At 69.9% G+C, this 13,428-nt stretch carries 10 protein-coding genes; 6 read left to right on the top strand and 4 right to left on the bottom strand.

The window, feature by feature from the left end:
* Positions 1–77: 77 nt before the first annotated feature.
* From ABT127_RS02450 to ABT127_RS02440, 3 genes are all read left to right on the top strand, one after another.
* Positions 78–1,367, top strand: a complete 1,290-nt coding sequence (locus tag ABT127_RS02450; protein ID WP_351444004.1) for an LCP family protein — start codon at positions 78–80, stop codon at positions 1,365–1,367.
* Positions 1,368–1,613: 246 nt separating this feature from the next.
* Complete coding sequence (locus ABT127_RS02445) at positions 1,614–3,281, top strand: LCP family protein (RefSeq protein ID WP_351444003.1); 1,668 nt, start codon at positions 1,614–1,616, stop codon at positions 3,279–3,281.
* An 86-nt stretch (positions 3,282–3,367) separates the two neighbouring features.
* Positions 3,368–5,035, top strand: a complete 1,668-nt coding sequence (locus tag ABT127_RS02440) for an LCP family protein (RefSeq protein WP_351444002.1) — start codon at positions 3,368–3,370, stop codon at positions 5,033–5,035.
* A 66-nt stretch (positions 5,036–5,101) separates the two neighbouring features.
* On the opposite strand, the gene ABT127_RS02435 is transcribed toward ABT127_RS02440, so the two are convergent.
* Positions 5,102–6,151 (bottom strand): glycosyltransferase family 2 protein, encoded by a 1,050-nt coding sequence (locus ABT127_RS02435; RefSeq protein WP_351444001.1) that lies wholly within the window; start codon positions 6,149–6,151, stop codon positions 5,102–5,104.
* Positions 6,152–6,276: 125 nt separating this feature from the next.
* Here ABT127_RS02435 and ABT127_RS02430 point away from each other — a divergent pair, with 125 nt between their 5' ends.
* A complete protein-coding gene (locus tag ABT127_RS02430; protein ID WP_502971611.1) occupies positions 6,277–7,746 on the top strand; it encodes an LCP family protein in 1,470 nt (489 codons plus the stop codon).
* A gap of 118 nt (positions 7,747–7,864) precedes the next feature.
* Here the strand turns inward: ABT127_RS02430 and ABT127_RS02425 are convergent, their stop codons facing one another.
* On the bottom strand, positions 7,865–8,431 hold the full coding sequence (locus ABT127_RS02425; RefSeq protein ID WP_351444000.1) for an acyl-CoA thioesterase: 567 nt from the start codon (positions 8,429–8,431) through the stop codon (positions 7,865–7,867).
* A 120-nt stretch (positions 8,432–8,551) separates the two neighbouring features.
* Between ABT127_RS02425 and ABT127_RS02420 the strand changes: the two genes are divergently transcribed.
* Positions 8,552–9,835 carry an LCP family protein gene (locus ABT127_RS02420; protein ID WP_351443999.1) on the top strand — a complete coding sequence of 428 codons (1,284 nt, stop codon included), beginning with the start codon at positions 8,552–8,554 and terminating at the stop codon, positions 9,833–9,835.
* A 68-nt stretch (positions 9,836–9,903) separates the two neighbouring features.
* Here the strand turns inward: ABT127_RS02420 and ABT127_RS02415 are convergent, their stop codons facing one another.
* Positions 9,904–11,061 (bottom strand): acyl-CoA dehydrogenase family protein, encoded by a 1,158-nt coding sequence (locus ABT127_RS02415; protein WP_351444061.1) that lies wholly within the window; start codon positions 11,059–11,061, stop codon positions 9,904–9,906.
* 175 nt (positions 11,062–11,236) lie between these two features.
* Here ABT127_RS02415 and ABT127_RS02410 point away from each other — a divergent pair, with 175 nt between their 5' ends.
* Entirely contained in the window at positions 11,237–12,562 is a 1,326-nt protein-coding gene (locus ABT127_RS02410) for a UDP-glucose dehydrogenase family protein (RefSeq protein WP_351443998.1), read from the top strand.
* An 8-nt stretch (positions 12,563–12,570) separates the two neighbouring features.
* Here ABT127_RS02410 and ABT127_RS02405 read toward each other — a convergent pair whose 3' ends face one another.
* Positions 12,571–13,338, bottom strand: a complete 768-nt coding sequence (locus tag ABT127_RS02405) for an AraC family transcriptional regulator (protein WP_351443997.1) — start codon at positions 13,336–13,338, stop codon at positions 12,571–12,573.
* Positions 13,339–13,428: the final 90 nt, after the last annotated feature.

The raw sequence follows: 13,428 nt of genomic DNA, 5'->3' as shown, positions 1-13,428 counted from the left end.
CGGCCGCGCATCGCCGACGGGTCCATGGTCGTAGAGACGCGTTCCATGTCTTCTACGTCGCCGAGGGGGATCCGCACGTGACCGACTCTGCCGCCACGCCGCCGACCGGACCCGGTTCCGGTGCGTCGCCCACCGGCGCCTGGCGGGGGCGGCGGCGCAGAAGATGGCTGCGGAACGCGGCGATCGCCGTCGCGCTGCTGGTGCTCGCGGCGGGCGGCGCGGGCTGGGTCGCGTACGACAAGCTGAACGGGAACATCACCGCGGACGAGGACGCCGCCACCGAGCTGGCCCGCTACGACAAGGAGCGGCCCACCGTCCTGGTGCACGGGGCGCAGAACCTGCTGCTCATCGGGTCCGACTCGCGGGCCGGCGGCAACGGGAAGTACGGGCACAACGACGGCACCCAGCGCTCGGACACGACGATCCTGCTGCACGTCGCCGCCGACCGGAAGAGCGCGACCGCCGTCTCCTTCCCCCGCGACCTCATGGTCGACGTACCGGCCTGCCACAGGTCCGACGACTCGCAGATCGAACCGATGTTCGCGATGTTCAACTACGCGTTCGAGGTGGGCGGTTCGGCCTGCACGATCCGAACCGTGGAGAAGATGACGGGAGTCCGGATCGACCACCACATGGTCGTGGACTTCCAGGGGTTCAAGAACATGGTCGACGCCGTGGACGGGGTCGAGGTCTGCCTCGACAAACCGATCGACGACAAGGACGCCCACCTGAAGCTGGCCGCCGGACGCCAGCGCCTCGACGGCGAGCAGGCCCTGGGCTACGTACGCGCCCGCAAGAGTCTCGGCAACGGCAGCGACACCGACCGGATGGACCGCCAGCAGCGCTTCCTCGGCGCGCTCGCCACCAAGATGCAGAGCAGCGGAGTGCTGCTGAACCCGGCGAAGCTGTACCCGGTGCTCGACGCCGCCACCTCCGCGCTGACCACCGACCCGGGGCTCGCCAGTCTGCGCGGTCTCTACGACCTCGTACGGGGGATGCGCGACATCCCGGCCGACCGGATCCAGTTCCTGACCGTGCCCCGCGAGTCGTACGTCTACAACGCCAACCGCGACCAGCTCGTCCAGCCCGCCGCCGACCGGCTCTTCACCCGGATCCGTACCGACGCCCCCGTCAAGATCTCGAAGGAGACCCCCGCAGAGGTACGGGCCGAGAGCCAGCAGGGATACGACAGTTCGGATGAGTCCGGAATGTCGGACGAGGACGCGTACGACGAGGACTACGGCGACGACGAGGACTACGGCGACGACGGCAAACCCGGCGCCCACGACCCCGGCGCCGAGGGCCCTTCCCCCTCTCCCACCCCTACGTTCCGGGGCAACACAGCCGCCCAGGACGCCTGCGGGTAAAGGTCAAGTCATCAGCGGGCACACAGGTTTCGAGAATTGGTCCGGATTGCCCAGTTGTAGGGGAGTGGAATTTGTCACCGTCGTCGCTTGACGCTGAACTGGGCGGATAGTGTGAGCGATCCGGTGCACCCGGCCATGCCTCGATACTTCGTCGGCGGGGTCGCGCACTGCTTACCGACTTAGACCGGGCGCCCGCTTTGAGGGGGGTGGGGCGCCGCGTGGCCCCGACGGAGGATGCAGAAAACCGTGGACGCGCAAGGCCGTGGGCGGGCTGACAACAATGTCGACCCCGCAGACCAGTGGGTGCTCAATCCCCAGACTGGCGATTACGAACTGCGACTGACTCCTTCCGGAGGGCAGTCGGCGGTGCCGGGTCCCCGCCGCAGCGCGCCCCGGCGCGGGCAGCAGCAGGAGGTACCGGCGCAACGCAGGCGGCGCGAGCCGCAGCAGCCGGCGCAGGGGGCGGGCCGCCGCCGCTCGAAGCCGAAGAAGAAGCCCAAGGCGAAGAAGATCCTGCTCTGGACGAGCGGCGGCCTGGCCTTCGTCGTGCTCGCCACCGCGGGCGGCGCCTACTTCTACTACGAGCACCTCAACGGCAACCTCACCGTCACCGACACCCCCGAGGCGAAGAACAGCTTCAGCAAGGACGAGGCGTTCAACCTCCTCATCATCGGTACGGACAAGCGCACCGGTAAGGGCAACGAGGGGTACGGCGACAAGGGCAGCGTCGGGCACGCCGACACCAACATCCTGCTGCACGTCTCCAAGGACCGGACGAACGCGACGGCGCTGAGCATCCCGCGCGACCTCATCGTGGACGTCCCGGACTGCACGGGCGCCGACGGCAAGGTGATCTCGGGCACCAGCCAGGTCCGCTTCAACACCAGCCTCGGGCAGGACGAACGCGACGCGGGCTGCACGATGAAGACGGTGAAGACGGTCACGGGCATCACCCCCGACCACTTCATGATGGCCGACTTCAACGCGGTGAAGACCCTGTCCAGCGCGGTCGGCGGCGTCCAGGTCTGCGTCGCCAAGAACGTGGACGACAAGGAGTCGCACCTCAAGCTCCCCCGGGGCAAGTCCACCGTCGAGGGCGAGCAGGCCCTCGCCTTCCTGCGCACCCGGCACAGCTTCGGCAACCAGGGCGACCTGGACCGGATCAAGGTGCAGCAGCAGTTCCTCGGCTCGCTCGCCCGCAAGATGAGCTCGGGCGACACCCTCACCAGCCCGTCGAAGCTGACGAGCCTCGCCGAGGCCGCGACCAAGGCGCTCTCGGTCGACCAGGGCATAGGAACTCTGAACAAGCTCAAGGACGTGGCCCTGGAGCTGAAGAAGGTTCCGCCGAAGAACATCTCGTTCGTCACCACGCCGGTCCTGGACAACCCTGCGGAGAAGGTCAAGGCCACCGTCGTCCTCAACGAGGCGAAGGCGCCCGAGGTCTTCAACGCCATCAAGAACGACGTGTCGCTGACGGAGACGAAGAAAAAGAAGAAGTCCGCCGAGTCGGCGAAGCTGAAGGGCACGAAGTCGGAGGCATCCGAGGTCCGCGTCGACCTCTACAACGGCAGCCTGAAGACCGGCGCCGCGCAGGAGACGCTCACCTGGCTGCAGAACAACGAGGGCGTCACCAAGTCCAGTCAGCTGGGCAACAAGCCGACGCAGAAGAAGACGACGCTCGAGTACTCGCCCGACCAGGCCGACCAGGCCCGGCGGCTCGCCGACATCATGGGGCTGCCCGCGTCCGCGATGAAGCCGGGCAAGAGCGAGAAGAACGACCAGGGCCTGCCGGCGATGATCCTCGTCCTCGGCCAGGACTTCCAGGGTGCGGGCACACCCATCGACGGCGCCTCGGCCAAGGCGCCGAAGGTCGATGGGCAGCAGACTGCGGACAAGACTGTGTGCGCGTCGTGACCAACCTCGGCCGCCCTTTGACTGTCTAACCGACAGACGAGGGGCGGCCGAGACATGGGCGCGGGGGCGGGGAGGGCGGGGAGGACATGGGGCGAAGTGGTGTGCGCGGGGAGCGTTCACGACCGAGTGACCGCGGTGGGGCGGCGGCACGCGCCGGTGAGCTGGGCTGGGACGAGTCCCTGTACCAGGACACCGGGGGCGGCGATCCCGGACCGGACGGCCGAAGACCGCAGGGTCACCGGCACAAAGGCACGCGCGCGAAACGCAGAGGCTTTCGAATACTGCGCTGGACCGCGGGCACGCTCGCGGTCCTCGTGCTCGCGACGGCGGGTGCGGGCTATCTCTGGTACCGGCATCTGAACAGCAACATCAAGACGGACAAGCTCAACATCGGCGAGCACCGGGCCGCGAAGCCCACGCCGAACGCGGCGGGCCAGACCCCGCTGAACATCCTGCTGATCGGCTCCGACAGCCGTAACAGCAAGGAGAACCTGAAGCTCGGCGGGTCCAAGGAGAGCGTCGGCGCCGCCCCGCTCGCCGACGTCCAGATGCTGGTGCACCTGTCGGCCGACCGCACCAACATGTCGGTGGTGAGCATGCCGCGCGACACCCTCGCCCAGCTGCCCAAGTGCACCGACCCGGAGACCGGCAAGGTCTACGACGCGACGGTCACCCGGCAGATGGTCAACACCTCGCTGGGCCGCGGCGGTCCGGGGTGCACGGTCGCCACCTGGGAGGAGATCACCGGCATCCACATCGACCACTTCATGATGGTCGACTTCTCCGGTGTGGTGTCGATGGCGGACGCGGTCGGCGGCGTACCGGTGTGTGTCAGCGCCAATGTCTACTCGCGTAACAGCCGGGGCGAGGGTTCCGGCCTGAAGCTGAAGAAGGGCACGACGTCCGTCAAGGGCGAGCAGGCCCTGGCCTGGCTGCGGACCCGGCACGGCTTCGAGGACGGCAGCGACATCGCGCGGGCCAAGGCGCAGCACATGTACATGAGCTCGATGGTGCGCGAGCTGCGCAAGAACGCGACGTTCAGCCACCCCAACAAGCTGCGCACCCTCGCCGAGAAGGCGACGAAGGCGCTCCACGTCGACGACGGCCTCGACACGGTCAAGAAGCTGTACGACCTGAGCAACGAGCTGAAGAAGCCCGAGCCGGACCGGATCACGATGACGACGATGCCGTTCGTGTACGTGGGCGCACGGGTGGCGCCGAAGGAGCACGACGCGGACGCGCTGTGGCGCCTGATCAAGGAAGACGTCGCACTCGACGGCAAGGACAAGGACAAGAAGAAGGCCGACGACGAGGTCTCCGACGATCCGGCGGCCCCCGACGACAAGATCGCGGTGCAGGTGCTCAACGGCACCCGTACGACGGCGACCGCCGCGGTGCCCGGCCGGGCCTCGCAGGTGGCGCAGGCGCTCGTGGCCAAGGGCTTCACCAAGTCGGTGCGGGACCAGTCGCAGTCCCCCACCGAGGAGCGGACGGTGCTGCGCTATCCGTCGGACGACCTGGAGGGCGACGCGCAGGCGGTCGCCAAGTCCCTCGGGATTCCGCTGAGTTCGGTGAAGAAGTCGGCGGACGTGTCCGGGGTGACGCTGATCGTGGGCGCCGACTGGAAGACCGGGAACGCCTATCCGAAGTCGTCCGCCGACGAGGACGCGGGCAAGGCGCTCGACAAGGAGCAGACGCAGAACGGCGCGGACGACTCCACGTGCATGAAGGTGGAGCCCGGCTACACCTGGTAGCCCGCCACACGGCATGAGGGGCGCGGGAGATGAATTCCCGCGCCCCTCATGCCGTATGGCGAACCGTCAGCTCGCGGCGAGCACCGCCGGGCGGCGCGAGGCGATGACCTTCTTCGCCAGCGACTTGGGGCTGGTGAGGAAGCCCCAGCCCCACGTCATGTGCATGGTGGCGAGGGCGACGGGGATCTGGGCGCGCGCCTTGAGCGGCAGCCCCTTGCCCGCGGGGACGGAACCGGCGGCGATCGCCGCCAGGTACCCGGCGGGGATCACGAAGCCCCACGGGGTGAGCGCGGCGCCCACGACGATGCCCGCGGCGATCGCGCAGAGCGCGGTCGGCGGTGCGAGGTAGCGCAGGTTGATGGAGCCCGAGTGGTAGCGGGCCACGACGTGCCGCCAGCGGCCGTAGTCCTTGTACTGCTTGGCGAGCGCCTTCACCGAGGGCCGCGGGCGGTACGAGACCTTCAGCTCGGGCGAGAACCAGATGAGCCCGCCGGCCTCGCGGATCCGGAAGTTCAGCTCCCAGTCCTGGGCGCGGATGAACTCCTCGTTGTACCCGCCCTGCTGCTCCAGCGCCTCGCGCCGGAAGACGCCGAGGTAGACCGTGTCGGCCTGCTGGGCCTGGCCGCCGGTGTGGAACACGGCGTTGCCGACACCGATCTTCGAGGTCATCGCGGCGGCGACGGCCTGCTCCCAGGCGTTGGTGCCCTCGGCGTGCATGATGCCGCCGACGTTCATCGCGCCGGTCTCCTCCAGGAGGCGGACGGCGGTGGCGATGTACCCGGCGGAGAGCGCGGCGTGGCCGTCGACGCGGACCACGATCGGATGGCGGGAGGCCTTGATCGCGGCGTTCAGCGCGGCGGGGGTGCGGCCCGTCGGGTTCGGCACGGTGTGCACGCGCTTGTCGGCGGAGGCGGTCTCGGCGACCAGCTGCGCGGCGATCTCGTCCGTACGGTCGGCGGACGGGCCGAGGGCGAGCACGACCTCCATCGGGCCGTCGTACTCCTGCGCCAGGATGGCCTCGACGGCCTCGCGCAGATGCCGCTCCTCGTTGAGGATGGGCATGATCACGGAGACGGCCGGAAGCTGCTGCCCGGCAGTGTTGGCGGTTGCGTTCATCGGACGTCACGTTACCGCTAATGGGGGACACCGGCGCGCGCCGCCCGCCTCACTACCGCGGGCCGCAGATCGTATCGGCCTACGGTGCTCGCGATCCCCCGCCCACCTTCTCGGAGGTGTCCCCGGTGCCCACGCCGCCCCGCTCCCCCGCCCGTCCGCAGCGTCCACCGCGGCCGGGGCAGAGCCGCCGTCCGGTCCGGCCGCCGCGCAAGCGGAAGCCCCGGTGGGTGATGCGGGTGGCGACCACGTTCTCGGTGACGGTGCTGGCCGCCGCCGGGATCGGGCACGCGCTCGTCACCGGCCTGGACACCGGCATCCAGCGGATCGACCCCTTCAAGGACATGAAGAACCGTCCGGCGGCCGGGCACGGCATGAACGTGCTGCTCGTCGGCACCGACGGCCGCGACAAGATCACCGAGGAGGAGCGGCAGAAGTACCGGCTCGGCGGCTCCCCCTGCCACTGCACGGACACGATCATGATCGTGCACATCTCGGACGACCACGAGCGCGCCTCCGTCGTCTCGCTCCCCCGCGACTCCTACGCGGAGATCCCGCCGCACACCGACATGAACAGCGGCGACGAGCACCACGCCCACCCGGTGAAGATCAACGCGGCGTACGCGGAGGGCGGCCCGCAGCTCACCGTGCGCACCGTCGAGCACATGACGCACGTGAAGATCGACCACTATCTGGAGGTCGACTTCACCAGCTTCATGAAGACGGTCGACGAGCTGGGCGGCGTCACGGTGTGCACCACCCGCCCGCTCAGGGACTCGTACACCGGTCTCGACCTGGGCGTGGGCACCCACGACCTGGACGGCGGGCAGGCCCTGCAGTACGTACGGGCCCGGCATCTGGACGGCGCGGGCGACCTCGGCCGGATGCAGCGCCAGCAGCGCTTCCTCGCCTCCCTCATCGCGAAGACGACCTCGTCCGGGGTGCTGCTCAACCCGGTCCGCTTCCGTGACGTGGCCCGCACGCTGCTCGGCTCGGTCCGCGCCGACAAGGGCTTCGGCTCGGACCAGATGGTCGAGCTGGCGCGGGCGATGCGCGGCTTCTCGCCCTCGTCGTCGGAGTTCACGACGGTGCCGATCGGCAACATCAGCTACCCGGTCAAGGGCATCGGCTCCACCGTGAAGTGGGACGACAAGAAGTCGGAGAAGCTGTTCCAGGCGCTGCGCGACGACAAGCCGCTGGCCCCGCACCGGGCGCGGAAGAAGGCGACCGTCGTCGATGTCGCCCCGCAGCAGATCCGCGTCCAGGTGGTGAACGCGACGGTGACGGCCGGGCTCGGCAAGAAGGTGGACGCCGCGCTGAAGGGGACCGGGTTCCGTACGACGGGGGCGCCGGTCAACGCGGAGGAGCGCACCGCCGCGCACACCGTCGTGCAGTACGACCCGCGCTGGGACCGGTCGGCCAAGTCGCTGGCCGCCGCGTTGCCGGGGGCCCGGATGCAGGCCGTCAATGGGCAGGGGGCCGTGTTGAAGGTCGTTGCCGGGGGCGATTATCGCGGGGTGCGGGCGGTGCGGGCCGAGGATGCGTCCGAGGGGGAGTTCGGGGCCGTCACCGGGGACGAGGTTTCCTGTTCCTCGTGACCGGGCGCTGGGGTGCGGGACTCGGGGCTCCGCCCCGGACCCCGCTCCTCAATCGCCGGAGGGGCTTGAGTGTTCCCGGAGGGGCTTGAGAGTTCCCGGAGGGGCTTGAGAGAACGTCCTAGAGGTCGTCGTTCAGGCCCTCTGCGATGCGCTTCTCCCGCAGTTCCTTGATCGCTCGGCGGCGGGCCAGGCGGTGCTGGCGGCGGATCTGGGCCTCCTGGTTGCGGCGGCGGTCCTTCTCCGTCTCCATGAGGACCGGGGGCACCGGGCGCGGCTTGCCGTCGGCGTCGACCGCCGCGAAGACCAGGTAGGCGGAGCCGACGCGGGTGGGCGGCGTCGACTCGTTCCACCGCTCGGCCAGGACGCGGACGCCGATCTCCATGGACGTACGGCCGGTCCAGTTGACCTGCGCGCGGACGTGCACGAGGTCGCCGACGCGGACCGGCTCCATGAAGACCATCTCGTCCATGGATGCGGTGACGGCGGGGCCGCCCGAGTGGCGGCCGGCGACCGCGCCCGCGACGTCGTCGACGAGTTTCATGATCACGCCACCGTGCACGGTGCCGAGCAGATTGGTCTCGGCGGCCGTCATGATGTGGCTCAGCGTCGTGCGGGAGGCCGAGACCGGCTTGCCGGGAAGGGTGTCCTCCGGAGCCGCTCCAGGCGATATGGCGTGATCAGTCATGGTTCAACTGTATGGCCCGCCGACCGGGGCGGCCGCCTATGTGTCAGGTCTGCAACAGCCCTGGTCCGATTTATCACACGCTCTTGTGGGGCACACAGCGGCGCCCTGCACACTGTTCCAATGAGCGATTGGCCCGACGGGCGGAGCGACAGGCAGAGCGGCGGCGGCCGCGGCGGGTACGGCCGTGGCAGCGGAAGCGCACGCCCCGAGGGAGCCCGCGTCATGCGGCAGGTGCAGCGGGGCCAGGTGCCCCAGCAGCAGCAGCCCGCGTACGACGACGGATACGGCGACGGCGGCTACGGCAACAACGCCGGCAACGGCTACGACAGCGGGTACAACACCGGGCAGGTCTACGGCCAGCCCAGCCGCGCGGGCGGCGACGGCGGTGACGGCTACGGGCCGCCGACCGGCCGCCCCGCACGCACCCCGAACTGGCGCAAGCGCATCAAGTGGACGGCGATCACGCTGGTCACGGTGCTCGTGGTGACCAGCGTCGTCACCTACTTCTGGGCCGACTCCAAGCTGAACCGCGACGTCGACCTGGCCAAGGTGATCGACCGGCCCGAGGCGGGCGACGGCACGAACTACCTGATCGTCGGCACCGACAGCCGTCAGGGCATGTCCGCCGAGGAGAAGAAGAAGCTGCACACCGGCTCCGCCGAGGGCAAGCGCACGGACACGATGATGATCCTGCACGTCGGGAGCAACGGGGACACGCTCGTCTCGCTCCCCCGCGACTCGAACGTCACGATCCCGAGCTTCAAGGGCGCCGAGTCCGGCAAGCTCTACCCGAACACGGGCCGCCAGACGAAGCTGAACGCCGCCTACGCGGAGGACGGCCCCGAGCTGCTGGTGCGCACCGTCGAGTACAACACCGGCCTGCACATCGACCACTACGCGGAGATCGGCTTCGGCGGCTTCGCGGGCATCGTCGACGCGGTCGGCGGGGTCGAGATGAACCTGAAGGAGGGCTTCAAGGACAAGTGGTCCGGCGCCGACTTCAAGGCCGGCAAGCAGACCCTCGACGGCCAGCAGGCCCTCGCCTACGTCCGCACCCGGCACGCCTTCGCCGCGTCCGACCTCCAGCGCACCAAGAACCAGCAGGCGTTCCTGGCCGCGCTCGCCCACAAGGTGGCCTCGCCGAGCACCGTCATGAACCCGTTCACGCTCTATCCGACGCTGGGCGCGGGCCTGGACTCGCTCGTCGTCGACAAGGACATGAGCCTGTGGAACCTGGGCTCGATGTTCATGGCGATGAAGTCGGTGTCCGGCGGTGACGGAAAGTCCATGAACATGCCGGTCAGCGGCAGCGTCGGCGGCAATCTGGTCTGGGACAAGACCAAGGTCAAGCAGCTCGTCGAGCAGTTCAACAACGACGAGAAGGTCACCGTGTCGGGCAACTGAGCCCGTCCGGAACCGCGCGAAGGGGCCCCGCCGGGATCGGCGGGGCCCCTTCGCGCGCGTGCTCGTGGTTACGGCAGGTTGCGCGCCATGACGATGCGCTGGACCTGGTTCGTGCCCTCGTAGATCTGGGTGATCTTGGCGTCGCGCATCATGCGCTCCACCGGGTAGTCACGGGTGTAGCCGTAGCCGCCTAGGAGCTGGACGGCGTCCGTGGTGACCTCCATCGCCGTGTCCGAGGCGAAGCACTTGGCGGCCGCGCCCAGGTACGTCAGGTCGGCGTCACCACGCTCGGAGGCGGCCGCGGCCTGGTAGGTCAGGGCGCGGGCGGCGGAGATCTTCATGGCCATGTCGGCGAGCATGAACTGGATGCCCTGGAAGTCGGCGATGGCCTTGCCGAACTGCTTGCGCTCCTGGACGTAGCCCTTGGCGTAGTCGAGGGCGCCCTGCGCGACACCGAGCGCCTGCGCGGCGATCGTGATGCGGGTGTGGTCGAGGGTCTTCATCGCCGTGGCGAAGCCGGTGCCCTCGGCCCCGATCATGCGGTCGGCGGGGATGCGAACGTTGTCGAGGTAGACCTCGCGGGTCGGCGAGCCCTTGATGCCGAGCTTCTTCTCCGGGGCGCCGAAGGAGACGCCCTCGTCCGACTTCTCGACGACGAAGGCCGAGATGCCCTTCGAGCGCTTCTCGGGGTCGGTGACCGCCATGACCGTGTAGTACTCGGAGACGCCGGCGTTGGTGATCCAGCGCTTCACGCCGTTCAGCACCCAGTCGTCGCCGTCGCGGACCGCGCGGGTCTTCATGCCCGCCGCGTCCGAACCGGCGTCCGGCTCGCTCAGGCAGTACGAGAACATCCCGTCGCCCTTGGCCAGCGGGCCCAGGTACTTCTTCTTCAGCTCCTCGGAGCCGGAGAGGATGACCGGGAGCGAGCCCAGCTTGTTCACCGCGGGGATGAGGGAGGACGAGACGCAGGCGCGGGCGACCTCCTCGATGACGATGACCGTGGCGAGCGCGTCGGCGCCGGCGCCGCCGTACTCCTCCGGTACGTGCACGGCCGCGAGGTCGGCAGCGACGAGCGCGTCCAGCGCCTCCTGCGGGAAGCGGGCCTCCTCGTCGACCGCGGCCGCGTGCGGGGCGATCTTCGCCTCGGCCAGCGCGCGGACGGTGTCGCGGAGCATGTCGTGCTCCTCGGACGGGCGGTAGAGGTCGAAATCAGCCGATCCGGCCAAGGTTCTCACGCTCCAAGCGACGCTAATTACTGTTAAGTAACCCGAATTTTAGGTGTCTGCCCGCGCAGGGGATACGTGAGCTATACGACAGCGGGAATGTGCCCCGTGAGCAGCTCCGGCACGCCCGACTATGCTCAGGCAGCGCAGATCAGCCCCCAGACCTCTGGAGCACCGCATGGCCCCCAAGATCACCGTGATCGGCACCGGCTACCTCGGCGCCACGCACGCCGCGGCCATGGCCGAGCTCGGCTTCGAGGTGCTCGGCCTGGACGTGGTGCCCGAGAAGATCGAGATGCTCACGCGGGGCGAGGTCCCCATGTACGAGCCCGGTCTGGAGGAGATGCTGCGCAAGCACGTCGCCGGGATCGAGGGGTCCAGCGGGCGGCTGCGCTTCACCATGGACTTCGCGGAGGCCGGCGCCTTCGGCGACGTGCACTTCGTGTGCGTGAACACCCCGCAGAAGCACGGCGAGTACGCGTGCGACATGAGCTACGTCGACGCCGCCTTCGCCTCGCTCGCCCCGCACCTGAGCGCGGGCGCCCTGGTCGTCGGCAAGTCGACCGTGCCGGTCGGCTCGGCCGCGCGCCTCGCCGAGCTGCTGCCCGAGGGCGTCGAGCTGGCGTGGAACCCGGAGTTCCTGCGCGAGGGCTTCGCCGTCGACGACACCCTGCACCCCGACCGGATCGTGGTCGGCGTGACCAGCGAGCGGGCCGAGAAGCTGCTGCGCGACGTGTACGCGACGCCGCTCGGGGAGGGCACGCCGTTCGTGGTGACCGACTTCCCCACCGCCGAGCTGGTGAAGACCGCGGCGAACTCCTTCCTGGCCACCAAGATCTCCTTCATCAACGCCATGGCCGAGGTGTGCGAGGCCGCGGGCGGCGACGTCGTGAAGCTGGCCGAGGCGATCGGCTACGACGAGCGGATCGGGCGCAAGTTCCTGCGGGCCGGCATCGGCTTCGGCGGTGGCTGTCTGCCCAAGGACATCCGGGCGTTCATGGCGCGCGCCGGTGAGCTGGGCGCCGACCAGGCGCTCACCTTCCTGCGCGAGATCGACTCCATCAACATGCGGCGGCGCGGGGCGATGGTCGAGATGGCCCGCGAGGCGCTCGGCGGCGGCCCCTTCCTCGGCAAGCGGGTCGCCGTGCTCGGCGCGACCTTCAAGCCCGACTCGGACGACGTCCGGGACTCGCCCGCGCTGAACGTCGCCGGGCAGATCCACCTCCAGGGCGGCCAGGTGACCGTCTACGACCCCAAGGGCATGGCGAACGCGCGCCGCCTCTTCCCGACGCTCGGGTACGCCGAGACGGCCCTCGACGCGGTGCGCGGCGCCGATGTCGTGCTGCACCTCACCGAGTGGCGGGAGTTCCGCGAGCTGGACCCGGCGGAGCTGGGCGCCGTCGTCTCGGACCGGCTGATCCTCGACGGGCGCAACGCGCTGGACTCCGCGCTGTGGCGGTCGGCCGGCTGGACGTTCCGCGCGATGGGGCGCCCCGCCGCCTGACCCACCGGCTACGGCCCGGCCGCCGTGCGCACGCCCGCGCGGTAGGCGCCCGGCGTGCTGCCCACGGCCTGGGCGAAGGTGTGGACGAACGCACTGGCGGTCGCCCAGCCGCAGGCGTGCGCGGTGTCGGTGACACCCGCGCCCTCGGCGAGCATGACCATCGCCGTGAACAGGCGCGCGCGGGTGCGCCATTGGGGATACGTCATGCCGAACTCCTCGCGGAACAGCCGCGACAGGGTGCGCTCGCCGGTGTGGACGTGGGCGGCGAGCCGGGCCAGCGTGCGGGGCGTGCGCAGATCGCCCTCGACGAGCGCGCAGGCGTCGGCGAGGCGCCGGTCGCGGGCGGCGGGCAGGGCGACCGGCTCGGCCGTCACCCGGCGCAGCCGGTCGCGCAGCACCGCGTCGATGTGCCGGATCTCGGCGGGCGGCAGCGCGGCGCCGGACCTGACGATCAGCAGTTCGCGGACCAGCGCGTCGACGGCGATGACGGTCGGCCGCTCGGTGTACGGCAGCGGGGGCCGGTCCCGGGCGGGGAAGCCGACGGTGTGGAAGCGGCTCTGCCCGTAGAAGCGGTGTTCGTGCCAGGTGTTCGCCGGGATCCACACGGCCCGGTCGTCGCCCGCGATCCAGGACCCGTGCTCCGTGGTGATCGCGAGGACGCCCGCGCTCACGTAGATGAGCTGGTGGTCGTCGTGGCGGTGCCGGTCGATGGTGTCGCCGCCGCCGCGTGACTGGGTGCTGGTCGGCGCGACGGCCGTGTGGCGGATCTGCGACATGGGTCGGCAGAATACGGGAAGCGCGCCCGGGGTGCCGCTCGCCATCGTGGTCGGGTGACTTCGATCCAGGAGACAAGCACCCACCCCGAG

The sequence above is a fragment of the Streptomyces sp. NPDC001904 genome (assembly GCF_040297005.1).
Lineage (GTDB): Bacteria > Actinomycetota > Actinomycetes > Streptomycetales > Streptomycetaceae > Streptomyces.
Note: the sequence above shows the minus strand (reverse complement) of the source record. Positions and strands in the feature narration are given on the sequence as shown.